At 63.7% G+C, this 24149-nt stretch carries 20 protein-coding genes; 6 read left to right on the forward strand and 14 right to left on the reverse strand.

The annotated features are described in order from the left end of the window. Positions 1 to 17 precede the first annotated feature (17 nt). Complete coding sequence (locus tag ACR652_RS21270; RefSeq protein ID WP_434508474.1) at positions 18 to 1991, forward strand: CheR family methyltransferase; 1974 nt, start codon at positions 18 to 20, stop codon at positions 1989 to 1991. After that, positions 1888 to 4047, forward strand: a complete 2160-nt coding sequence (locus ACR652_RS21275) for an ATP-binding protein (protein WP_434508475.1) — start codon at positions 1888 to 1890, stop codon at positions 4045 to 4047. Before ACR652_RS21270 ends, ACR652_RS21275 begins: the two co-directional genes overlap by 104 nt. A 248-nt stretch (positions 4048 to 4295) precedes the next feature. On the opposite strand, the gene ACR652_RS21280 is transcribed toward ACR652_RS21275, so the two are convergent. After that, entirely contained in the window at positions 4296 to 5363 is a 1068-nt protein-coding gene (locus ACR652_RS21280; protein ID WP_434508576.1) for a tyrosine-type recombinase/integrase, read from the reverse strand. A 179-nt stretch (positions 5364 to 5542) separates the two neighbouring features. On the opposite strand from ACR652_RS21280, the gene dusA reads away from it, so the two are divergent. Further along, positions 5543 to 6595 (forward strand): tRNA dihydrouridine(20/20a) synthase DusA, encoded by a 1053-nt coding sequence (dusA, locus tag ACR652_RS21285; RefSeq protein ID WP_434508476.1) that lies wholly within the window; start codon positions 5543 to 5545, stop codon positions 6593 to 6595. Here the strand turns inward: dusA and cobS are convergent. The 10 genes from cobS to ACR652_RS21335 form a co-directional block, all read right to left on the reverse strand. After that, positions 6520 to 7293 (reverse strand): adenosylcobinamide-GDP ribazoletransferase, encoded by a 774-nt coding sequence (gene cobS / locus ACR652_RS21290; protein WP_434508477.1) that lies wholly within the window; start codon positions 7291 to 7293, stop codon positions 6520 to 6522. The two genes, dusA and cobS, sit on opposite strands and share 76 nt — an antisense overlap. A gap of 75 nt (positions 7294 to 7368) precedes the next feature. Continuing rightward, on the reverse strand, positions 7369 to 8340 hold the full coding sequence (locus ACR652_RS21295) for a type II secretion system F family protein (protein ID WP_434508478.1): 972 nt from the start codon (positions 8338 to 8340) through the stop codon (positions 7369 to 7371). A 26-nt stretch (positions 8341 to 8366) separates the two neighbouring features. Continuing rightward, the gene (locus tag ACR652_RS21300) at positions 8367 to 9332 is read right to left on the reverse strand and encodes a type II secretion system F family protein (RefSeq protein ID WP_434508479.1); all 966 of its coding nucleotides are present in this window, start codon (positions 9330 to 9332) and stop codon (positions 8367 to 8369) included. Between the two features lie 17 nt (positions 9333 to 9349). Next, on the reverse strand, positions 9350 to 10780 hold the full coding sequence (locus ACR652_RS21305) for a CpaF family protein (protein WP_434508480.1): 1431 nt from the start codon (positions 10778 to 10780) through the stop codon (positions 9350 to 9352). Positions 10781 to 10807: 27 nt separating this feature from the next. Then, complete coding sequence (locus tag ACR652_RS21310; RefSeq protein WP_434508481.1) at positions 10808 to 12064, reverse strand: AAA family ATPase; 1257 nt, start codon at positions 12062 to 12064, stop codon at positions 10808 to 10810. Between the two features lie 204 nt (positions 12065 to 12268). Next, on the reverse strand, positions 12269 to 12799 hold the full coding sequence (locus ACR652_RS21315) for a CpaD family pilus assembly lipoprotein (RefSeq protein ID WP_434508482.1): 531 nt from the start codon (positions 12797 to 12799) through the stop codon (positions 12269 to 12271). Positions 12800 to 12826: 27 nt separating this feature from the next. Beyond that, complete coding sequence (locus ACR652_RS21320; protein ID WP_434508483.1) at positions 12827 to 14296, reverse strand: type II and III secretion system protein family protein; 1470 nt, start codon at positions 14294 to 14296, stop codon at positions 12827 to 12829. Positions 14297 to 14352: 56 nt separating this feature from the next. Then, positions 14353 to 15147: a Flp pilus assembly protein CpaB gene (gene cpaB, locus ACR652_RS21325; protein WP_434508484.1), complete on the reverse strand. Its 795-nt coding sequence runs from the start codon at positions 15145 to 15147 to the stop codon at positions 14353 to 14355. Positions 15148 to 15339: 192 nt separating this feature from the next. Then, complete coding sequence (locus ACR652_RS21330; RefSeq protein ID WP_434508485.1) at positions 15340 to 15846, reverse strand: A24 family peptidase; 507 nt, start codon at positions 15844 to 15846, stop codon at positions 15340 to 15342. Positions 15847 to 15997: 151 nt separating this feature from the next. Continuing rightward, positions 15998 to 16159, reverse strand: coding sequence for a Flp family type IVb pilin (locus ACR652_RS21335; RefSeq protein ID WP_434508486.1), 162 nt, complete (start codon positions 16157 to 16159; stop codon positions 15998 to 16000). A gap of 381 nt (positions 16160 to 16540) precedes the next feature. Between ACR652_RS21335 and ACR652_RS21340 the strand changes: the two genes are divergently transcribed. The 3 genes from ACR652_RS21340 to ACR652_RS21350 all read left to right on the forward strand — a co-directional run bounded on the left by ACR652_RS21340 (position 16541) and on the right by ACR652_RS21350 (position 18432). Beyond that, positions 16541 to 17002 (forward strand): pilus assembly protein N-terminal domain-containing protein, encoded by a 462-nt coding sequence (locus ACR652_RS21340; protein ID WP_434508487.1) that lies wholly within the window; start codon positions 16541 to 16543, stop codon positions 17000 to 17002. A 75-nt stretch (positions 17003 to 17077) separates the two neighbouring features. Then, positions 17078 to 17683 (forward strand): TadE/TadG family type IV pilus assembly protein, encoded by a 606-nt coding sequence (locus tag ACR652_RS21345; protein WP_434508488.1) that lies wholly within the window; start codon positions 17078 to 17080, stop codon positions 17681 to 17683. Next, positions 17680 to 18432, forward strand: a complete 753-nt coding sequence (locus ACR652_RS21350) for a TadE/TadG family type IV pilus assembly protein (RefSeq protein ID WP_434508489.1) — start codon at positions 17680 to 17682, stop codon at positions 18430 to 18432. The genes ACR652_RS21345 and ACR652_RS21350 overlap by 4 nt, the downstream gene beginning before the upstream one ends. Positions 18433 to 18473: 41 nt before the next feature. Here the strand turns inward: ACR652_RS21350 and ACR652_RS21355 are convergent, their stop codons facing one another. The 3 genes from ACR652_RS21355 to ACR652_RS21365 all read right to left on the reverse strand — a co-directional run bounded on the left by ACR652_RS21355 (position 18474) and on the right by ACR652_RS21365 (position 24023). Next, the gene (locus ACR652_RS21355; protein WP_434508490.1) at positions 18474 to 19973 is read right to left on the reverse strand and encodes a phosphomannomutase/phosphoglucomutase; all 1500 of its coding nucleotides are present in this window, start codon (positions 19971 to 19973) and stop codon (positions 18474 to 18476) included. Positions 19974 to 20263: 290 nt separating this feature from the next. Then, positions 20264 to 22831: an ATP-dependent helicase HrpB gene (hrpB, locus tag ACR652_RS21360; protein ID WP_434508491.1), complete on the reverse strand. Its 2568-nt coding sequence runs from the start codon at positions 22829 to 22831 to the stop codon at positions 20264 to 20266. A gap of 178 nt (positions 22832 to 23009) precedes the next feature. Beyond that, a complete protein-coding gene (locus ACR652_RS21365) occupies positions 23010 to 24023 on the reverse strand; it encodes a TIM44-like domain-containing protein (RefSeq protein WP_434508492.1) in 1014 nt (337 codons plus the stop codon). Positions 24024 to 24149 lie beyond the last annotated feature (126 nt).

The following is a 24149-nucleotide window of genomic DNA, read 5'->3' on the forward strand; positions in this document are numbered from 1 at the left end:
GGCCATTTATAGGGGGCATGATGCCCGAACCTGAGTCTTCGCTTTCGATGCTTGTGGGCATTGGCGCCTCCGCGGGCGGGCTCGAAGCGCTGAAGAACCTGCTGTTGGCTCTGCCAAATGACAACGGCTTCGCTTTTGTCATCATCGTTCACCTGCGCGCCGGCCAGCCGAGCGCCATGGCCGAGGTGCTACAGCCTTTTTCCTCGATGCCGGTCTCTCAGGTAACCGAAGATCAGGAGATCGAGCCGAACCATATCTATGTGATTCCGCCGGGCTGCAATCTCTCGACCATAGACAGCCACCTGCGCCTCTCCAAAATTGAGGAGAACCACGAGGGACGTGCGCCGATCGACCATTTCTTCGAGACCTTGGCCAACACGCACGGCCACCGCAGCGTTGGGATCATTCTGTCGGGCACTGGCGCGGACGGCAGCTTCGGCCTGAGGAAGATCAAGGAGCAGGGTGGGCTCACGATCGCGCAGGACCCGAAGGAAGCCCAGTTCGACGCCATGCCCCAGAACGCGATCGCAACCGGTCAAGTCGACTTTGTGCTGCCGATCCGTGACATGCCCTGGCACATACTGCGCTTCGCCACCACACAACCCCGCGTGGAGATCGGCGAGGCTCTCGAACAGTCACCCGCCGCCGACCAAGAGATCTTGCAAAACATTTTAGCGCAGGTTCGGTCGCGCACTACTATGGATTTTTCCAAATACAAGCCCTCGACGGTGCTGCGGCGTATCCGCCGGCGCATGCAATTGCATCAGAAGGAGTTCCTTGCCGATTATCTGGAGTTCCTGCGCAGCGAACCCAAGGAAGCCAATGCGCTCGCCGACGAGTTTCTCATCACCGTCACCCAGTTTTTCCGCGACGCCGATGTCTTCGATTATCTGCAGAAGGCAGTCATTCCCGAGCTGTTCAAGGCCAAGACCGCATCCGACAGGATCCGCGTCTGGTCGGTCGGCTGCGCGACCGGTGAGGAGGCCTATAGCGTCGCCATGCTGTTGCTGGAGCAGGCCGGAAGCCAGGCGGAGGCGCCGCACATCGAGATCTTCGCCAGCGACCTGCATGAGCCTTCCCTGCGTCGAGCGCGAGAGGGCCTTTTCCCGGATACGATCGAAGAAGCGGTGTCGGCAGAGCGCCTAAGGCGATTTTTCGTCAAGGACGACAATAGCTATCGCATCCGCCAGGACGTACGCGAGCGCGTGGTGTTCGCGAGTCATAACCTTCTGCGTGATCCGCCCTTCTCTCGCATCGATATGATCATCTGCCGCAATCTCCTGATTTATCTTCAGCGCGAGCTCCAAAGTGACGTGATCGAACTTTTCCATTACGCGCTGAATCCCGGCGGACTGCTTTTGCTTGGGCCGTCGGAGTCGATCGACCGGGCGGCCTTGTTCCAGGTCGAAAACAAGCAGGTCTGTTTGTATCGCCGTCGCAACGTGCCCGCGCCGGACCCCCGCTTGCCAGTGTTTCCCCAAACATTCCGCCGCGCCGTCCCGTTAGAGATGACCGGACTGCGCGCCCAGCCCACGGGCAGCTACGGCGCCCTCCATCAGAAGATGGTGGAGCGTTACGCGCCGCCGAGCCTGCTCGTCGATCAGGATTTTAGGATTGTTCACGCCTCGGAGCACGCGGGACGCTATTTGCAGGTTCCCGGCGGGGAACTCTCCGCCAGCGTCTTTCGTCTGGCGCGTGAAGAGCTGCGCATCGAGCTGCGAGCGGCGCTGCATGCGGCGGTCGAGCATGGCGAAAGCAATCGCTCGCGCCCGATCCTCATCGAGCTGGACGGGAAACCGAAGCAGGTTGTCTTCCATGTTCGGCCCTCGAAGGATCCCGAACTGAGCAATCTCCAGCTCGTGATTTTCGATGAATATGAAGCGTCCGATGCAGCGCCATGTCCGTCCGCCCGTCGGTCCGGAAGCCGCCGAGGCGCATGCCGAACTGGAGGCGACCAGGGAGCGCCTGCGCGCGGTCGTCGAGCAATATGAAACGTCCCAGGAGGAAATGCGGGCGGCCAATGAGGAGTTGCAGTCCGTCAATGAGGAGCTGCGCTCGACGCTGGAGGAGCTGGAGACCGGCAAGGAAGAATTGCAGTCCATGAATGAGGAGCTGCAGACCGTCAATCAGGAGAACCGGCACAAGGTGGAGGAGCTGAGCCAGCTCACCGGCGATCTGCAGAACCTGATGTCCGCGACCGAAATCGCGACGCTGTTCCTCGACCGCGAGCTGAGAATTCTTCGCGTAACGCCACGCACCCGCGAGCTTTTCAACATTCGCGCCAGCGACCGTGGCCGTCCCTTCACGGAATTGCGACATCGCCTCGGCTACGATCGGCTCGAACAGGACGCCCTGCGCGTGCTCGAAAGGCTGACGCCCATCGAACACGAAATCCAGAGCGAAGCGGGCGACTGGTACCTCACGCGGATAAATCCCTACCGTTCGTCCGCCGATCAGATCCAGGGCGTGGTGATTACCTTCGTGGAGATCACCAAGCTGAAGAACGCAGAGATCGCGACCCGCAACAGCGAGGAGAATTTCCGCGCTCTGGTCGCCGCCTCGGCACAGATGGTCTGGACAACCGACGCCGACGGCAACGTCATTGAGGATTCCCCCAGCTGGCGCGCCTTCACCGGCCAATCGTTCGAGCAATTTCGAGGCTGTGGCTGGGCCGACGTTGTGCATCCGGATGACCGCGAAGCCACAATCAAGAGCTGGCGCAACAGCATCTCGACGCAGGCGCCCTTCGAAGCGGAGTTTCGCGTCCGACATGCGAGGGGCGGCTGGCGCTGGACTCATGCGCGGGCGGTGCCGTTGAGAGACGACGCCGGAAAGCTGCGCGGGTGGGTGGGAATGAACGCCGATGTCACCGAGCGAAAGGTGACGGAGATCGCCCAGCAGGAGGCGGAGGCGGCATTGCGGGAATCGAGCCGGCGCAAGGACGAGTTTCTTGCGATGCTCGGCCACGAGCTCCGTAATCCGCTCGCGCCTCTGGTCAACGCGATGGCGATTTTCGAAAGACGGCTTCCTCCCGACCCCGAGTTGCGACGGATCCGGGACATTTCCGAACGGCAGATAATGCACCTGGGCCGGCTCGTCGACGAATTGCTGGACGTCGCCCGGATCAATTCGGGGCGCTTGGAACTGAAGACCCGACGGGTCGATCTTCGCGACATCATCAACGCAGCTGTGACCAACCGGGACTCCGCAATCAAGGCGCGCGGCCACGAGCTCACCCTCCTGCTCAGCCCCCGAGCGGTCGAAGTCGAGGGTGACGAGGTGCGTCTCGTCCAAGTCGTTTCAAACCTTCTGGACAACGCCGCCAAATACACCCCCGAACATGGGCGTATTCGAATCACCCTGCGACAGGAGGACCACACCGCAGTTCTTTCGGTTGCGGATAATGGGGTCGGCCTCGCGCCAGAGGCGCTGATAAGCGTGTTCGACGTCTTTGCGCGTGTTGACCCGTCCGGCGGAAATCCGGTGAGCGGCCTGGGGCTGGGTCTGACGCTGGTGAGGCGCCTCGTCGAGCTCCACGGCGGCGCCGTAGAGGCCCATAGCGAAGGCCTTGGCAAGGGCGCGGAATTTGTCGTGCGGCTGCCGCTGGCGGCGTCGGCCGATGCACCCGGTGCCGTCTCTGACAACGGCGTTTCCGAGTCTGGCCCGATCGCGCCGCGACGCATCCTCCTGGTCGATGACAACCGCGATGCACTTTACAGTCTGAAATTGCTGCTGGAGATGGAGGGCCACACAGTGTTCAAAGCGCTCGACGGAAAAAGCGCCCTGGAGACCGCCGCCAGGGAAGCGCCGGAAGTCGTCGTGCTGGACATCGGCCTGCCGGATATGAGCGGCTATGACTTGGCGCGAACACTGCGCGGCCTGGCGGCGACCTCAAAGGCTGTTCTGATCGCCGCGACAGGGTTTGGCCAACAGCAAGACCGCGCCCGCTCCGCCGAGGCGGGCATCGATTACCATCTCGTCAAGCCGGTGGACCTGGCCGCGTTGCAGGGAATCCTGCAGAGAATGCCGTCGAGTCACGAAGGGTGAGCGTTGGAAAGAGTTGGCAAGGGATTCCTCAACTCGCGAAAGACTGTCCGCATTGTCCGCTATTGGCGCATTGCTGACTTGGGAATCGTTTACTTTCAGGAACCCAAGTCCGGCTCCAAGCATAAGATTTTGGCCTATACGCCTTCGGATCTCTAGGATGCTTTGCGTTGCCTACGTCCTAATTTGGCAGCCGCCTCAAAGGACGAGGCGAATTCAGTCGAGTAACGGGGCCTTAGGGTTTGTTTGATTCAGCGCCACCAATCCCCTGCCCATTTGTCGCCCGTCTGCCGGATGTGGGTGTATCGCCTCAGCGATATCCAGCTCTTGTGGCCGGACACCGCCGCGACCTGCGGGATGTTCCAGCCCATCTCGAAGAGGCGGCTGACCCCCTCGTGCCGAAGGTCGTGAAAATGCAGATCTTCAATGCCGAGAATTTTGCAGGCCCGCGTGAACGACGCGCTGACGGTCCTATGATTGCAGGGGAAAATCCTATCGTCCGTCTTCGGCATCATTGAGACGATCTCGGAAGCCTCGGGAGGCAGGGAAACCCAGACGTCGTTGCCGATCTTTTCCCCCGGGTTCTTGATGTCGCGGACCAGAACTCGGCCGCCCTCCTTGTCGAAGTCGGCCCATGTGATTCGGCAAATCTCCTCCTGCCGGCGGGTCGAGAAGAGCGCGAAGGGGACAATCATATGCATGGGCGGGGTGGTCTTATGGACCCACCGCTTCAACCTGAACCGCTCCATAATTTTCTGAATCTCGTCGCAGGTCGGCCGGCGAGACCGGTCTCTGGATTTCGACGTGTAGCCCATCCGCTTGGTGACGATCCGGGCGTCGGCTATCGCCTCTCGGTCAAGCTCGACGTTCCACGCCGGTTTCGCGACGGCGAACACCGCCCGAAGGTGGCTCATGTAATTCTCGACGGTCTGAGGAGACCGTGCCTCCATGAGCTGCTTAGCCAAATCGACGAGGTGGTGGCTCTTGATGTCGGCACATTTGCTGCTGGCGATCGGGAACTCTTTCAGGGCCTTTAGAACCTGAGTCTTCGTTCGGCCCATGCTCTTGCGGCTCTCGGCCAGGTATTTGTCTATAGCCTCGGATAAGGTTATGTTGGTGGCGATGCCGAGCTTCGCCGCATCGACCCCGCCGGGCTCAGCGAGAGCCGCTTCACGCTTGTCGATCCAAATCTTGGCTGCCTGCCGCCTGTCGAAAGTCTTGGACTCCCGGTGCGCAATCTTGCCGTCCCTATAGACGACGATCTGGGCTCCATAAACCGTGGACCCGTCCTTGCGCTTGCGCGGTATAATGCTCCCCATGGCTCCACCCGACCTACGAAAAGGGCTCTGATATCTACTAAATTTTTCGTAAGTCGGGAAGAAATAGTAGAAAATAGGGATCGAGAAGCGAAAATGAGACAGCCAAGAGCGAGACGCAAGACGCTGATATGAAAGAGAAACTCTTAAAATCCAGCGACATACGTTTTGCAGTTGCACCGATGCTCGATTGGACCGACAGGCATTGTCGGTCTTTCCATCGGCTGCTGACCCGCCGCGCCCGTCTCTATACGGAGATGCTGACGACCGGCGCGGTGATCCATGGCAAGCGCGACCGCCTGATGGGTTTCGACGCCTTCGAACAGCCCGTCGCCCTCCAGCTCGGCGGCTCGGACCCCGGCGATCTGGCGCGCGCCGCCAGGATCGTGGAAGAGTACGGCTACAGCGAGATCAACCTCAACGTCGGCTGCCCGTCTGACCGCGTTCAGAACGGCGCCTTCGGGGCCTGCCTCATGTTGCGGCCCGACCTTGTCGCCGATTGCGTGCGGGCGATGAAGGACGCGGTCGCCCTGCCCGTCACGGTGAAATGCCGCATCGGCGTCGACGATCAGGAGCCCGAACAGGCGCTCTTCGACATGGCCGAGCATTGCGTCGGGGCGGGCGTCGACGCCCTGTTCGTCCATGCGCGAAAGGCCTGGCTGAAAGGGCTCTCGCCGAAGGAAAACCGCGATATTCCGCCGCTCGACTATCCGCTCGTGCATCGGCTGAAGCGCGCCTTTCCGGAAACGCCGATCGCGATCAACGGCGGATTGACGACTCTCGACGAGATGCGGGAGCAACTGACGGTGCTGGACGGCGTGATGGTCGGCCGCGCCGCCTACCACGATCCCTGCCTGCTGCTGTCGGTCGATCCGGACGTCTTCGGCGCGCCCGCGCCCTACGCCGATTGTTTCGCGGCGGTCGAGGCTTTCCTGCCCTATATCGAACGCGAACTCACGCGGGGCGAAAAGCTTTCCAACATCACGCGCCATATGCTCGGCCTGTTCGCGGGTCTTCCCGGCGCGCGGAGCTTCCGCCGCCGGCTGGCGCTGGAGGCTGTCCGGCCCGGCGCGGGTCCGGAGGTTCTCGTCGGAGCGGTGCAGGAGGTCGCCTTGGCCATGGCGCGCATGCGGGACGTCGAGCCCGACCGCTCAGGTCCTCAGGCCGCGGACAACGCCGTCAGCACGGCGATCTCGGCCGCCTGTTGCGCCGCGCCGAGCACATCGCCCGTATAGCCGCCAATCTGGCGCTCGGCGAAGCTGGCGACGGCGGCGCCCGCTGCGACGGACGCCATGACGCCGACAACCGCCTGCGCCAGCGACGCCGCGCCCAGCGCGGGCGCCAGCGCCAGCGCCACGCCGATGTAGAACGCAACCCGCAGCGACGACGGCGAGGGCGTCGCCGCCGAAGAACCGGCCCCGTCGCTGCGCGCCGGACGAAGGCGCACCAGAGGAATGAGCCCGACAGCGCGCGACAACGCCGAGGCGCCGATCAGCCCAAGCGCTGCAAACAGTACTCCGCTCTGAAGCAGCGCCGCCAGGGCGCAGACGCGCAGCAGAGTGGAAAGGCACAGCGCCAGCGCGCCATAGGAGCCGAGGCGGCTGTCGCGCATGATGGCGAGCTTCTGCTCGCGGGTGACGCCGCCGCCAAAACCATCCGCGACATCAGCAAGGCCGTCTTCGTGCAGGGCGCCGGTGACGATCACACAGGCGCCGATCGCCGCCGTCGCGCAGACAAGTGCGGGAAGCTTCAGCGACGCGCCGAGAAGGAGAGCGCCGCCGCCGATCGCGCCGACCACGGCGCCGGCGACGGGCGTCGCCCAGCACACTCTGGAGAAATCCGGCATCGCATGGCCGTCGGCTCCCGGGCGGATCGGGAGCCGCGTGTAAAACCGCAGGCAGGCGCGAATGTCGTCTGTGGCGTTTCCGTTCATGCCCCTACATGGCGGATGACATCCCGCCTGTCGAGACGGCCCCCATGTGCGCGCGGGTGCGCGTTGGGTGCGCGTTCAGGACAGCGCCATGATCTGGAGCGCGGCAGGAGACATGACGACCACCATCAGCACCGGCAGGAAGAAAATGATCATCGGCACGGTCAGCTTCGGTGGCAGCGACGCCGCTGTCTTCTCCGCTTCGATCATGCGCGTTTCCCGGCTCTCACGCGCGGTCATGCGCAGCGCCTGACCAAGCGGCGTGCCGTATTTCTCCGACTGGTTCAGCACTGTCGCCACCTGTCGCACAATGTCGAGCCCCGTTCGCGCGGCGAGATTCGCATAGGCCTGGCGGCGGTCCGGCAGAAACGACAGCTCCGCCGTCGCAAGCGCGCATTCCTCCGCGAGCGGCACGGACTGGGAGCCGGTTTCCTGTCCGACCTTCTTGAACGCGAGTTCGATCGACATCCCCGATTCCACGCAGATCAGCATCAGATCGAGCGCATCGGGAAAGGCCCGGCGGATCGACGCCTGCCGCTTGCTGGTCGCGTTCTTCAGATAAAGCTCGGGCGCCTTCATGCCCGCGAGAGCGGCCGCGACGCAGGCGCCGCCCTCGACGAACAGATCGCCGCCGGGCTCCTCGAAGAAATAGAAATAGGCGATCGTGCCGATCACGAAGCCGATCGGCGCCGCCGCGCGGGCGAACAGAAAGCCGATTTCCGCCTGCGAGCCGCGATAGCCCGCCGAGGCCAGCAGCATCCGCGCATCGTCGGTGTTCAACCATCGTGAGAGCGAAAACCTCTCGACGATGTTCTTCATGTAGGTTTTGGGTTGGGTCCGGAGCGTCTTGCTCTGCTGCTTCTGCTGCAGGGCGCGCTCGCGTTGCCGAATGCGTTCGCGCTCGTTCGACACGCTTTTCATGCGCTTGGACAGCTTGTCGTCGCCGAAAAACGGCAGCGCCATGGTGATGATCGTCGCCACGACCGCAATCGCTGTCAGCGCGCTGACAGCGAATTTCGTGGTCATCGCCTCCTGGAGAATGTCTTCCATGCCCTGCCCTCAAGCGCTCGCGCGGACTAGACTTCGAAATTGATCATCTGGCGCATGATGAAGATCCCGATCCCCATCCAGAACAGACAGCCGGCGAGGATCATGTTGCCCGTCGACGTGCTGAACAGCACCATGATGTAATCCGGGCTCGTCAGGTAGACAACGCCGCCGACAAGGAAAGGCAGAGAGCCGATGATGCTTGCCGAGGCTTTCGCTTCGGACGAAATGGCCTTCACCTTCTCCTTCATCTTCTTTCGGTCGCGAAGGACCGCTGACAGGTTCGACAACGTTTCGGACAGATTGCCGCCCGCCTTCTGTTGCAGGCTGATCACGATGGCGAAGAAAGCCACTTCGGCGACAGGCACGCTCGCCGCGAAGCGCTCCACGGCTTCCGCCATCGTCATTCCGACGGCCTGAGCGTCGACGATCTTCTTGAACTCCTGCCGGACGGGGTCCTGCGTTTCGTTCGCGACCACCCGAAAGCAGTCTCCCAAGGGCAAGCCGGCTCTCACGCCGCGCACGATGATGTCGATGGCGCCGGGAAACTCCTCGATGAATTTCTTCGTGCGCCTGTTGCGAAGATAGGCGAGAATCCAGTTGGGCAGACCGAACGCGCCAACGAGCAGGCCGCCGCCCGCCACCAGCGGCTTCAGAGTGAGCACGAAGCCGATTCCTCCCAGCGCCAGGCCGATGACGGCCGACGCCAGGAGAAAGGACGCCTTTGACCAATCGAGGCCAGCCTGCTCGATGCGTTGCCCCAGATCGACGGTCTTCTTCTTGTTGCCGACCTCGTTCAGACTGTCCGCGAGCGCCTTGCGCCGCTTCGCCTGATCGACGCTCTTCGACGCCTGCCGCCCGGGTCCCGCCGAAATCAGCGCGGCCTGGCGCTTCTGGGCCTGTCTCTCGCCGGACAGATAGGGATAGACGAAAACATAGCCGGCGCCCGCCGCGCAAAGCGCGATGAGCGCCACCCCTATCAACTGCTTTTCCATGTCGCCCTCTGCTCGCCTTATCCGCTCTGGGCTTCCGAAGCGTCCAACGCCGCGCCGAGCCGCACGTCTTCGCCGTAATAACGTGCGCGCTCCCAGAAACGCGGTCGGCCGATCCCTGTCGAACGATGTCGGCCGATGATCTTCCCATTGGCGTCCTCGCCGAGAATTTCATAGACGAAGAGGTCCTGCATGGTGACAACCTCGCCCTCGAGGCCAAGCACTTCCGTGATATGCGTGATGCGACGCGAGCCGTCGCGCAGGCGCGCCGCCTGGATGATGACATCCACGGATGAAACGATCATGTCCCGGATCGTTTTCGCCGGCAGCGAAAAGCCGCCCATCGTGATCATGGATTCGAGACGGCCGAGCGCCTCGCGCGGCGAATTGGCGTGCAGTGTTCCCATGGACCCGTCGTGGCCCGTGTTCATCGCTTGCAGCAGATCGAAAGCCTCGGGGCCGCGCACCTCGCCGACGATGATGCGCTCGGGGCGCATGCGCAGACAGTTCTTGACGAGATCGCGCATGGTGATGGCGCCCTGCCCTTCGAGATTGGGCGGGCGCGTTTCAAGGCGAACCACATGCGGCTGCTGGAGCTGGAGTTCGGCGGCGTCTTCGCATGTGATCACGCGCTCGTCGCTCTCGATGTAATTGGTCATGCAATTCAGCAGCGTCGTCTTGCCGGAGCCGGTGCCTCCGGAAATCAGCACGTTGCAGCGGACACGGCCGATGATCTTCAGCACCTCGCCGCCCTCGGGCGAAATCGCGCCGAAGCGGATGAGCTGATCGAGCGTCAGCTTGTCCTTCTTGAACTTTCGAATGGTGAGCGCCGGCCCGTCAATCGCCAGCGGCGGCGCGATGACGTTGACGCGCGAGCCGTCGAGAAGACGCGCGTCGCAGATGGGAGACGAGTCGTCGACGCGGCGGCCGACCTGCGACACGATGCGCTGGCAGATGTTCATGAGCTGCGCATTGTCGCGAAAGCGAATATTGGTGAGCTGGATCTTGCCGGCGACTTCGATATAGGTCTTGAAGGCCCCGTTGACCATGATATCCGCGATGTCGTCACGCGCGAGCAATGGCTCCAATGGACCGTATCCCAGAACGTCATTGCAAATGTCGTCGAGCAGCTCTTCCTGCTCCGCGATCGACATCACGACATTCTTGATGGAGATGATTTCGCTGACAATGTCGCGAATTTCTTCCCGCGCCGTCTCCGGCTCGAGCTTGGAAAGCTGAGCGAGATCGATCGCCTCGATCAGCGCGCCGAAGATCACGCTCTTGGTGACATAATACTCGTCGGACTTCTTCGTCTCGACCGGTTCCGGCGGCGCCGGAGCCTGGCCCTGGGCCGACTGAAAAGGAGCTTGAGGCTTTGCTGGGGCGGCGACGGGCGCCGCCGGCTGCACGCGGGCAGGCGCTTCCCCGACGTTCGTACGCTTTCCGAACATTTTTCCCTACCCGTTCAACCTGTCACATCAACTCGCCTTGAGACCGCCAAGACGCCGAAGCGACTCCAGCAGAGTCTTCTTCGCCCGCCGGGGTCCGCTGCGCCCCATCAACTGCCTGCCCATGTCGTCGAACATCTCGACGATCTTCGACGAGCCGTCGACCTCGGCGAGCATCTGACCGTTGTTCGTGGCGGAGCCGAACAGCTTCGGGTCGAAGGGGATGATCCCGATCGGCTCGATTTCCATGGCCTTGGCGAAATCCGCAATTGGAATTTCGGGCCGCTTGGGCACGCCGGTCATATTGATGATCACACGGGGCGGCCGGTCGTTCGCGCGCAGCGCGCGCAGCGAATCCATGATTGTCTTCGCATTGCGCAAATTCGCAAGATCGGGCGCCGCCACCAGCACCACTTCGTCCGCGCCGACGAGCACACGCTTCGTCCATCCGCACCACTGATGCGGAACGTCCAGAACCACGCAAGGCGCCGTCGACCGCAAGATGTCGCAGAGGCCGTCATAAGTGTGTTCGGCAAGGTCATAGGCGCGATCGACCGTCACTGGCGCCGCGAGGATGCTCAGCGTATCGCTGCACTTCGACAGCAGCCGGTCGATGAAGTTCATATCGAGCCGCTCGGGTGAAAACACCGCCTCGGCGATTCCCTGAGGCGGGTCCTGATTGAAATCCAGCCCCGCCGTTCCAAAAGCCAGATCGAGATCGGCGACGACTGTTTGAAGTTCGAGCTGCCGCGAAATCGACCATGCGATATTATGCGCCAGAGTCGACGCCCCGACGCCGCCCTTCGCGCCGACGACCGCGATCAATCGCCCGATCGTCTCGCCGCCAGCAGAGTGGTAGAGATGCGAAATCTGCGCGATGAAGCCGAGCGGATCGATCGGCGCGACGACGTAATCGCTCACCCCCCGCGAGATCAGGTCGCGGTACAGGCCGATGTCGTTCTCATGGCCGATCACCATGACTTTTGTTCCGGGGTCGCAAAACTCCGCCAGACTCTCCAGTTGCTGGACCAGAACGCTGCGATCGGAATAGGTCTCCAGCACGATGAGGTTTGGAGTCGGCGCCGAGCGAAAGGCCTCGATGGCCGCGGGAACGCCGCCCATATGCGTCTTCACATGCGCCTTGCTGAGGCGCCGATCCCGCGCCGCTTCCTCGACAACCGCGGCGACGTCGACCGACTCGCAGAAGCTCTGGATCGAAATCCGCGGGACAGGCGGAATGAGGTTCGCGCCGTCGCTTGCGCCCAGATGAGGTGACGCGTCCGCCATTACTCGGCTCCCACATTGCTGATGGCTGAACCCTTGAGCCGCCAGACCGTGCTCGGGTCTTCCCCTCTGCGCAGCTTGTCGATGCCGCGCATGCGCATCTCTATGTCCGAAGGCGTTTGGCCGCGCGGGTTGAGCAGATCGCGCGGGTCCGCGATTTGCGCCGAAAGCGTCGCCTGCTCCGCGCAACCGAAATTCCAGTAGCTCTCATTCCGCCATCCATCGAGCGAAGAGCCGGAGGCGAGATCGCGGCCATTCTCCGCACCGGTTGGCGACTTTCGCCTTCAGCGATTGAAACGAAAGCCGAATGGGCGCCGCCAGTCGCGTGTCGACGACGGTATAATCGCCAACCAGGATGTTTCCGCCGAGACCCGCGGCCGCGAGCGCGCGTCTGACAGCCGGCGCCGTCACCGCCGTGGTCTTTGCCGATTCGCTGCCAACAGGAACCAGAAGGGTGACCTTGCCGTGACCGAAGGCCCGATAGCGCGCCACGAATTCACGGATGCGGCCCATGGTCTCATTGTCAACACGGTCTCCCGCCACCGACGGCAGAAGATCGAGAACCTGCGGCGCCTCCGCAAGCACGACCGGATGGCGGTCGCGATAATCGTAGGGCGTGACGGGCGGCGGCAGCGCGCGCGGCGTGCCGCAGGCGGCAAGCGGCGCGGCCATCATCAGGGCAAGCACGCGGCCCAGTCGAAGCGGGCTGCACGAAATTGCAGCAATCTTGGTGCACATCAGCGTTGTCCCTCGCGCGGTCGCGCGTCAGTCGTGAATGAAGCCGATCCGGCCCTTGAAGTTCTGCATCATCTGCGGATTGTTGCGGGCGGCGTAGATGCGATTGACGCGTCCCAGCAACCACGCCTGCGGATCGGATGCGTCGGCGAAGCCGTCATCCGGCCGGGAAATTTCCTGCTGCGTCAGCGTGCGCGCGACATAGGGCGTGACCACCACGAGCAGTTCCGTCTCGTTGCGTTGGTAGTCGCGCGACCGGAACAGCGCGCCGAGCACGGGAAGATTGAGCAAGCCCGGAAGGCCGGTGATCGCCTGCGTGGACCTTTGCGTGATGAGACCGGCCGTCGCGATGGTGGCGCCGGAGGGAAGCTCGACGGTGGTTTCGTTCTTGCGGGACTTGAACCCCGGAACGCTGACATTGTTGTAGGCGAAGCTGTTCTGCAGATCGACCTCGGTGACCTCGGCGGCAAGGCGCAAGGAAATGCGTCCCTCGGACAGAACCACCGGAGTGAAGTTGAGCGAGACGCCGTAAGGCTTGAAGGTGATGCCCGGGGTACAGACCGGCGCGGCGCCATTGGACGAAAAGGTGCAGCCGCCCGAGCCGGGCACGGGAATTTCGCCGCCAACGAGAAGCTTCGCCTGTTCGCCGGAAATCGCGGTGACGGTCGGTTCGGCGAGAATGCGCGTCACGCCATAGCGCTCGTACGCCTTCAGCGTCGCATTGGTGTTGTTGACGCCATTCACCATCAGCGCGCTCTGGGACATCACCGGATTGACCGAGAAGGGATTCTCCGAAACCAGCTTTCCCCAGCCCCCGCTCAGCAATGTATTGCCGCCGGCCTGGGCGGACAGCCCGAGCTGCTTGATCACCTTGCGCTCGACTTCGGCGACGGTCACTTTCAACATGACCTGCGACTCGCCGCGAATGGAGAGAGCATTGACGACATTTCCGCCGCTCGAACCAGCCGACGCGGCGTCGCCGGGCGCGCCGCCCGCCACGCGCGCGGCAAATCCCTTGGCGATGTCGACCGCCCGTTTCGCCTCTCCCGCGGACGCCACTTCACCCGTCAGAATGATCACCTCGTTCACGGTCCGCGCGGTAATGTTGGATTGCGGAAGCGCCGCCTTCAGCAGCGGCATCAGCTCTCCGACATCGCGTCCGACGCTGATCTCGAGATTCGCGATCTGCCGGCCCGCGGAGTCGAGTCCGATGATGGTGGTTTGGCCCGCCTCCGCCGCCATCACATAGATCTTGCGGGGCGTTCTCACGATCGCGTCGGCGATCTTGGGATTGCCGACGATGACTTCGGCGACGTCTCTCGGCAAGTCGACGATGACGGTCTTGCCGGCGCCCAGCGAAATGCGCCGCGACAGCAGCGCTTCGTTCTGGTTTTCCACGCCACCGGGCGCCTCCGCGCGCACGGCGCCGGCTCCGCCGTCCAGGACGGCCGCAGCCGCAACCATCGCAAAGCCGATGAACTGCGATTTTCTGGATATCATGGAAGGCGCTCCGGCCGAGACATTTGAGTTTTGACGTAACGAGGCCATCGTGCGCGTCATTTGGCCCGATAGTTCATCGCCACGCCGTGCTTGACGACAGTCAGCGAGTCGCCATCGGATGAAGCGTCTTCCTCCGACTGCGCGTTCTGCTGCGCATCGGTGATCGCGCGCAGCATCAACGTCAGTTGGCCGGTCTTTTGCGCGAGCACAATGCGCTCCGCCTGTCTCGGCGTGAGTTCGAGGGTCGCCGTCGAGCCCGTCACAACCGGCTCGGTTCCCTTTTTCTCGATCGTCTGACCCATGGCGAGCACGCGCACATTGGTCAGAACAACCTCCGAGCTCAGCATTTCGCCTCCTGTCATCTGTGTTGCGGCAGGATCACGAAAGGTGCGGATGACGTCGACCCGGTCGTTTGGCAGAATGAATCCGCCCGCCGTGTTGTTGGTCGAAACGTCGATCGCGACGGCGCGCTTGCCGGAAGGCAGCATGGTCGACATCAATCCGGCGGAGACGCCCTTCACGAGTCGCTCTTTCCGCACAGGCTCGCCGGCTGCGATCGGAATGCGCACATAGGAGCCCTTCAGCTCCTCCGGCGCCTTCGCCTCCGCGCTTTTCAGGATGGCGCCGGCCGGAGCGGCCTCCTTCGGCCAATCCTGCCATTTGACGTCTTCGCCCGAAAGTGAGGCGCCATAGGACAGATCGTGCGTGGCGATGAGCACCTGATCGAGATTGACGGGCGTCGCGGAGACCTGAACGCCCGCCTTCTGGCCCTCGTCTCCGTTCATCATCATGAAGGCGCCGCCGCCAGCCGCGACGGCGATCCCCAGAACTATAAGCTGTGCTCTGTTCATCGCGCAGATATTCCGAACCAGCCAGACCTTGGCCGTAAAGGTATATCAGCAGCGAAAGGTCAAATTAGGGTTAATTGCCTTTTACAAATGACGCCGATCAGATGAAAACCTTACTAAACTGTCTCGGGCGCTTGTCTTTCCCTGTCGACAAAACACATTCTGCGCCCGCGTGCGTCGCCCTGCTGTGCAGCCTCACAAGGCGGCGAGCCCACGCCACATCTCAGTGTGCGGATAGATGAGGAGACCGCCAATCGCCAGCGCGATTCCGTAAGGCACGCAATTGAATTTTCTCGCCAGCAACCGTGCAAAAGGGAATGCGCGAAAATACTCGTAGAAATCCAGCCAGCCGATGGCGAGGACAATGAGCGTCACGCCGCCTCCCGCCAATGAGGCGAGAATGCCGTAATCGACAAGATTTTCCCAGCCAATCCAGAGCGCGGTCGCCGCAGCGAGTTTTGCGTCGCCGCCGCCAATCCAGCCCGGCAGATAGGCGAGGAGCGTGAGGGCCAGCACGCACAGTCCCGCGCCGACATGAAGCGCGACGGCGTCCCAGGGGGTCCCAAGCCATGCCGCGAGAATGAAATAAGCCGCAACCAGCACGAGCGAAATCTTGTTCGGAATCGTCATGGTCAGAAGATCCGAAACAGCGGCGAACGCCATCATCGCCGGGAACAGAATCAATGCCAGATTCTGAAGCATGCGTGCTCTCCTGACGGCGTGAGGCCGCGCTGCAACATGGTTGCGTGGTCGTCGCCTGTTTCCAAAATCGAGAAGCAGACGCGCCTCTTGATAAAAAGTTGGCGGCCCCAGCGGGCCGCCAATCGCTGCGTCTCCGGATCAGGCGCCTCGCTCAGAGGTTGCCGGCAACCTTGTCGAAGGTCGCGGACAGCGTCGTGCCGAGCTTCTTCACACCCAGGATGATCACCACGCCAATCAGGGCGGCAATCAGGCCGTATTCGATCGCGGTCGCGCCCGCTTCATCCTTTATGAAGCGCGCAAAAAAATTCTTCATGGTCCAGCTCCGAACTGTGTTGCACTCTCGCCGACCTGAATCGCTCAGCTCAGACGAATGATCAGGACACTAGGGCCGAAATCTTTCAAACTCGTTGATCAACGACGACACAGAGTCTTTTTCATCAATCAAACCGTGCACAAAACGCGATTCTACAATCGAAAGTCGTAGTCGCAGTAGTCGTGCTCGAATGATAACTAGCAGTCCATTCTAGATATTTCGTCAACTCAACGCCAATGCAGACAAGGACGTTCTTGCGCGCGTGAATTTCAGCAATCATTCACGACTTGCTGTGTATTTTGCTTCGACATTGTGGGAGCGGGGAATGAGTTCGGCGACGATGAACGTACCCGCCTGCGGCGGTCTTGGATGGAGAAACACATGAGTCATCACCTGTCTCTCAGCCGAGCGGCTCTGTTTCTTGCGCTGACCGTCTCCGGCCTTGCACAGCCTGCTGCCGCCGATGATCGGACAATCAGGGTCGTTCTCGATTATGCGCGCCTTGTCAGGCTTCCCGAAGGCACCCAGACTCTCGTGATCGGCAATCCGCTTGTCGCGGACGTCAGCATGGTCAAGGGCAACCAGTTGTTCGTCATCACCGGAAAAAGCTTCGGAACGACCAATCTGATCGTGCTCGACCGTTCGGGACAACAGGTCGGCGAATCGATCGTCACGGTGGTTCCGGCCAACGACAAGGTTCTCGTTCAGCGCGGCGTCCATCGCGAGTCGCTCTCGTGCAACCCGAAATGCGTCACGACCGTCGATCTCGGAGATGATGCGGCCTATTCCCAAAACGCCATATCCGCCGCAAAGGCGCATGAGTCTGCGATGAACTCCAAATAGACTCTCTGAGGAATGGCGCTCCCGTCAGAACGACGATTGAGTGTTCAATGGCCTGCGGCGACGGATGGATGTAACATGTACGCGTTCAACCTCACCTCTCGCGATCGGCGCAAGGGATGGCGCCGCGTCTGCACATTTCTCGCGGACCGAAGCGGGGTCACGGTTGTTGAATTCTCGATCCTCATCATTCCCTTCATGCTGCTGGTGGGTGGGATCATCGAGGATGGTCTCGCATATTTCCGCGCGGCGCAGCTTCAAAACGTCGCGGAGAACGCGAGCCGAAAGCTCCGCGTGAGCGCCGTGGCGTCGGGAACGACGCCGAAGCAGTTTCAGGATGCTTATGTCTGCACCTCGGGAAGCGGCTCGCGGAGCCCTGGCACGCTGAGTTCAATGTTCGACTGCAGCAAGGTGGTTGTCGTCATATCCTCGGCCGCGACCTGGGCCGCCAGCAGCGCCAGCGTCAGTGTGTCCGCGGCCACACTTCAGACGCTCGCAAGCGCAGGAACGTCGACGGCGGCGACAGCGCTGCCCGCGCCGGACCAGATCGGAACCGTCATCATCATTTACAAGGCGCCGCCGATTTTCCTCAACCTCAAGACCGTCCTGGGGAAGTTCTCAAAAGATTCGACGACCTACTATCCCTATGGCAAAGCGGCGTTTCGCGTGGAGCCTGCGTCATGAGTTGGCTGTTATACCTGCCTGTGCCGGCCAGGATTCGTCCTAGCCGCTGGCGCATCGAAAGGTTGAAGGATGAGCGCGGCATTGCAGCGGTCGAATTTGCGCTGATCCTGCCATTCCTGCTGACCCTCATGTTCGGCATGGGCGCGCTGACCGAACGGATGCAGGAGACCCACAGGATCGAACTCGTCGCGGATACGATCGCGGATCTCGCGGCGCAAAAATCGTCTGGCGGCGATGCCATTGGTCAGGCAGCGATGACCGATGCTGACGTCGCCGAACTCTTCAAGGCGGCCGAGTTTCTCATCAGCCCCTTGCCGGCGGCGAACTTGCATATTGATATTTATGAACTCCGGTTGAGCTTGACGTCGAAGGTTGTTTCCAATGGCGGCACAGTGATGCTCTCTTACTCATATGATCCCCGCCTGGTGTGGCGCGCCAACCAGAATGGTCTGAATTACCTTCAATGCAGCACATCGCTCTCCGCCGGATTAGACGGACCAAATTCCCTGGCGAGCGAATATGTCAAGATGGCCACCTGGGATCTGAGCAAGGATCGCTACATCATCGTCACCCATGTGCGCTATGATTATACGTCTCCCTTCGGCTACGGGCTTTTCAGTTGGGGCCAGTCGGCGACATCGACGAGCTTCCGAGCCGGCCACGCCCAGAACCGCAACACCTATTCGCCTGCCCACATACAGAACAAGACGACAGGCGCCGCGGTGACCTGTCCCTGGATGCCTTCCTGAGAAGGCGCCGGCGGCCGGAGGGCCGCCAGCCCCTCTCTGGGTCAGATTGTCTGGTTATACGCGCCGACTTCGGGATTCTGGCGCAAGATTGCATCGACCGCCGCGAACATCTCGCGCATGCGCGCTTCCGACGCGGGGCTTTCCACCACGACGACCAGGTCCGGCTTGTTGGACGAGGCGCGCACCAGGCCCCATGTGCCGTCCGCGACCGTCACGCGCACGCCATTGACCGTCACCACGTCGCGGATCGGCTGGCCGAGCAGCATCTCGCCGCGCGCCTTCATCCCTTCGATGTGCGCGGTCACGCGTTTGACGACATCGTATTTCTTCTCGTCGTCGCAATGCGGCGACATGGTGGGCGAACCCCAGGTCTTCGGCAGTTCGCTGTACAAATCCGACATGCTCTTGCCGGGATTGCGATCCAGCATCTCGAGAATATGCACCGCCGTCAGCAGGCCATCGTCATAGCCGCGCCCGACGGGCGTGTTGAAGAAGAAGTGACCGGATTTCTCGAAGCCCGCGAGCGCGCCGAGATCGTTGACGCGCCGCTTGATGTAGGAGTGGCCGGTCTTCCAGTAATCGGTATAGACATTGCGGCTTAGGAGGTCGGGGTCCGTCGCGAAGAGTCCGGTGGATTTCACATCCACCACGAATTTCGCGCCGGGGTAGACTTTCGAGAGGTCGCGGGCCAGCATCACGCCGATTTTGTCGGCGAAGATTTCATTGCCCTGATTGTCGACGACGCCGCAGCGGTCGCCGTCGCCGTCGAATCCCAGCCCCACGTCCGCGCCAGTTTCGCGCACCTTGTGCGCGATGGCGTGCAGCATTTCCATGTCTTCGGGATTGGGATTGTAGCGCGGAAAATTGTAATCCGGCTCGACGTCGAGCGGGATGACCTCGCAGCCCAGCCGCTCGAGCATCGCCGGCGCGAAGGCGCCGGCGGTGCCATTGCCGCATGCGGCGATGACCTTCATCTTGCGCGCGAAATTCGGCCGCCGCGTCAGATCGTCGAGATAGCGCGCGCCGAAATTCTCGATGTAGCGATAGGAGCCGCCGCCGGCCTCACGGAATTTTCCGGAGAGAACGATTTCCTTCAGCCGGCTCATCTCGTCGGGTCCGAAGGTCACAGGGCGCTGGGCGCCCATTTTCACGCCGGTCCAGCCATTGTCATTGTGCGAGGCCGTGACCATCGCCACGGCGGGGGCGTCGAGTTCGAACTGCGCGAAATAGGCCATGGGAGAGAGCGCGAGACCGATGTCGCGCACGCGCACGCCGGAGGCCATCAGCCCCGCCACCAGCGCAAGCTTGATGGAGCTTGAATAGGAGCGATAGTCGTGGCCGGTGACAAGGTCGGGCGCGACGCCCATTTCGTGGATCAGCGTGCCGAGGCCCATGCCTAGCGCCTGCACGCCCATCAGATTGAGCTCCGGACCAAACAGCCAGCGCGCGTCATACTCGCGGAAGCCCGTGGGCTTCACGAGCGGCTTCTGCTCATATTCAAATGTGTTGGAGCTTAAGGCTGAAACGGGTTTCGGCAGCATGGAGCGTCCTTGGTGCGGGCTGGAAACGGCGTTTCGTTTACACCGTCGCGCCAGCCCCGCAAAATCGCCCCTGCCCGCGCCGACGCAACGAAGCGCGCCGCCGGTTGTTCCAAGGTCCCGCCTCCCGGGGGAAGGGAGACGCCGCTGCCCTCGGCGCCCCCCTGTCTCCAGGAGACGAAACATCATGTTCGCAATTGATTTCGCGTTTCTTAAAGCGGTCCGCGGATGTTACCCGTTTTAGTCGAAATTGCGCGACCACGGCGAAGCGTCGCGCCCCGGGGGCGCTGGGTCTACCCGCGCGGCTTCGCGCGCGTCGTGGGCGGCGCCTTCGCCGGATCGTCGGGCCAGAGATGGCGCGGATAGCGGCCTCGCATCTCTTTCTTCACCTCGTTCCAGGACCCCGCCCAGAAGCTGGGCAGGTCGCGCGTCGTCTGGATCGGCCGATGCGCGGGCGAGAGCAGTTCGAGCGTGAGCGGCGCGCGGCCGCGCGCGAGATTGGGATGTTGCGAGAGTCCGTAGAGCTCCTGCACGCGCACGGAGAGAAGCGGGCCATTTGGCGCGCCATAATCGAGCGCGTGACGCGCCCCCGCCGGCGTTTCGAAATGCGAGGGCGCCTCCGTGTCGAGGCGGCGCATGAACTGATAGGGCAGCAGCGTGGCCAGCGCGGCGTCGAGATCGCCGGCGGTGATGTCCGCCAGCGACGCGCGGCCGACGACGCAGGGCGCGAGCCAGTCGTCCACGGTCTCCGTCAGCGCGGCGTCCGAGAGGTCCGGCCATTCCTCGCCTTCGGCGCGGCGCAGAAAGGCGACGCGGTCGCGCAATTGCGTCTGCGCCTTCGTCCAGGGCAGACGCGCGAGACCAAGCTGCGCCGCGCCGCGCGCCAGCGCCCGGGCGCTCTCCAACGAGGGTTCGACGGAGAGGTTCTGCTCGGACAGACGAATGGCGCCGAGCCGGCGGAATCGGCGCCGCCGCAGACTGGCGCTGGCGGGATCGAAGGTCGTTTCCTCGCGAACGTCGATCTGGCCGCCGGCGATCCCCTCGACCTCCTCCGCATCGAGCGGGCAAGCCGCGAGGATGCGGGCCTGCGCGGCGCGGCCGGTGAGTTCGGCGACGGCGAGGAAAGGCGCGCGCGACAGCGGGTCCTCGACCGGCAGGCTCGCGGCGCGGCCATTGGCCATGAGGAAATCGCCTTTGTTCCCACGCGATTTGGCGATGCGGTCCGGGAACGCCAGCGCGATGAGGGCGCCGTCGGAGAGATCGGCGGCGGCGCGGGCGGAGTCTCCAGACCCCCTCCCTGCACTTCGTGGGAGAGGGGTCGCTCGCGATCCAGATTTTGCCCCCTCTCCCGCGTCAGCGGGGGAGGGTTGGGGCGGGGGCGCGGCCGCTTTCGCCAGCCTTGCCCAATTCCCCGCCAGCCGCTTCGCGTCTCGCGCGCGTTTGGAGCCGTCGCCCTGCAACCGCTCCAGCCGGTGAGAGAGATCGGCGTCATTGCCGGCGAGCCCCTTTTCGGAGAGCAGCATGGCGAGTTCCGCCGCGCGCTCGGCTTCGCCATGGCGCGCGGCTTCGAGCGTCATGCGGGCGAGTCGCGGCGGCAGCGGCAGGCTGCGCAGCGCCCTGCCCGTTTCCGTGAGACGCCCGTCGTCATCGAGCGCGCCGAGCGCGCGATCGAGCGCCACGGCCTCCTTCCAGGCGGGCGCGGGAGGAGGATCGAGCCAGTTCAACTGCGCCGGATCGCTCACGCCCCAGGCGGCGAGGTCCAGAACCAGGCTTGAGAGATCGGCCGCCAGGATCTCCGGCGCGGCGAAGGCGGGCAGCGACGCGGTTTGCGGTTCGTCCCAGAGCCGGTAGCAGACGCCCGGCTCCGTGCGTCCGGCGCGGCCGCGCCGCTGATCGACGCTCGCCCGCGCGGCGCGCACGGTTTCGAGGCGCGACAGGCCGAGGTCGGGCTCATACATCTGCACACGCGAAAGTCCGCAGTCGACCACCACGCGCACGCCCTCGATGGTCAGCGACGTCTCGGCGATGGACGTCGCCAGCACCACCTTGCGTCGTCCGGGCGGAGACGGGGAAATGGCGCGGTCCTGCGCCGCTCGATCCAGCGCGCCATAGAGCGGCGCAATGTCGACGCCCTCGATCCGCGCGTCCTCCAGCCGCGCGGCGACGCGCAGGATTTCCCCCTGCCCCGGCAGAAAGGCGAGGGCCGAGCCGGGCTCCTCGCGCACTGCGCGCAAGATCGCGCGGGTCATCGCGTCCTCGACACGCTCATGCGCGTCACGGCCGAGATAGCGCGTCTCCACGTCGAAAGCCCGGCCCTCGCTGACGATCGTCGGCGCGTCCCCCATCAGCGCCGAGACGCGGGCGCCGTCCAGCGTCGCCGACATGGCGACAAGGCGCAGCTCCTCGCGCAGCCCCGCCTGCGCGTCGAGCGCCAGCGCGAGGCCGAGATCGGCGTCGAGCGAGCGCTCGTGATATTCGTCGAACAGAACGCCCGCGACGCCCTCCAGCGCCGGATCGTCGAGGATCATGCGGGCGAAGACGCCCTCGGTGACGACCTCGATGCGCGTCCTGGCCGAGACCCTCGACTCGAGGCGCATGCGCAGGCCGACAGTTTCGCCCACTGGCTCGCCGAGCGTCGCGGCCATGCGCGCGGCGGCGGCGCGGGCGGCGAGGCGGCGTGGCTCCAGCAGGATGAGCTTGCCGCCGTTCATCCAGGGCGCGTCGAGCAGGGCGAGCGGCGCGCGCGTGGTCTTGCCGGCGCCGGGCGGCGCGACAATGACGAGAGTGTTCGAGACTGCCAGCGCCGCCTTTATCTCGGGCAGCACGGCGTCGATCGGCAGGGCGTCCTGTGGGCGTGTCAACTTTGCTCGGCTCGACGGAAAATCCCCTCTCCCCTCGCGGGAGAGGGACAGGGTGAGGGGCGAGCCCGCGCCCGCAACCGGAAATAACGTGAATCACGAGGCGAGGTTGGGAAGGATGCCCCGGCGTCGCCTCTCGCCGCAGCCCTCCCCCCGCCGTGGCGGGGAGAGGGAGCAAGGGTTACGCCGCCTGCTGGATCGCGGAGACCGTCCAGCCGTCCGGGCCGGCGCCCGCAGGGCGGCGGAAGGTCCAGACCTCGGTCGCCTCCGTGCGGCCCTGCGAGCCGGGCGCCGGCTTGCCGGTCGAGAGGTCCTCCAACACGTCGTTCAGCGCGAAACGCATGGCGACGCTGGCGTATTCGTCACGGCCCTCGCGCCATGCCTCGGACAGGTCGCCCTGAAGAAGCTTCACGTCCGTCACGCGGTTGACGAGGCCGCGGGCGCGGTTCGCCTCGACCTCCTCCTCGAAGTGGCGAACCATCTCCGGCGTGGCCATGGCGCGCAGCGCGCCGAGGTCTTCCCGGCTATAGGCCGCCTGCGACTGGCCAAGCAGCCGCTCGAAGGCGTTGAAGTCCTCCGGCGCGACCTTGATCGGCGTCGGGCGCGCCTGCTGGGCCGCGCCGCCCGCCGGGCCGAAGCCGCCCGAGACTCCGCCCATGGGACCAGCCCCGCCCGGACGGCCGCCGAAGGGCGCGCCGCCCGTGAAGGAAAAGGTCGAGCCCTTCGGACCGGCGCCGGCGGGCGCATTGCGCTGCTGCCACCAGGCGAAGGCCATGCGGGCCAGGAAGACGACCAGCGCGATCTGCAGCAGGAAGCCGATGATCGACATGAAGCCGCCAATGCCGCCGAAGAAGCCGTTGCCGGTCAGCAGGCCGAAGAGACCCGCGCCGAGCAGGCCGCCGGCGAGGCCGCCCATCAGGCCGCGCCCGAAGGACGAGCCGCCAAAGGCGGGGCTGTTGTAACCCGGCTGGTTCATGCCATAGCCCGAGCGTGGCGTGTCGCTGCGTTCAAAGGGCGAGGCCGTTCCTGGCGCCGTGCGCGTCGACGGGGGCGCCGACCATGTGCGCGAGCCGCGCGAGCCGAAGCTCCCGCCGCCGCCCATGCGCGCCTCGGCGATCGCCGGCGCGAACGCCAGCAGGGCCGCAAGAACTATTGAAAACAGCGATCCGCGCTTTTGCGCCAGAAACCGCAACATTGTCTGTATCCCCTTTCGCGGGGGAAGCGTGGCTCCCCTCGGAGGCAGTATATGGGGATGAGGCCTTGGGCTGCAAAGACCGGGGTCGGGAAAGACGACGGGCGGTCCTCCCGCGCGGGCGGCGCG

The sequence above is a fragment of the Methylocystis sp. genome (genome assembly GCF_051061225.1).
GTDB lineage: Bacteria > Pseudomonadota > Alphaproteobacteria > Rhizobiales > Beijerinckiaceae > Methylocystis.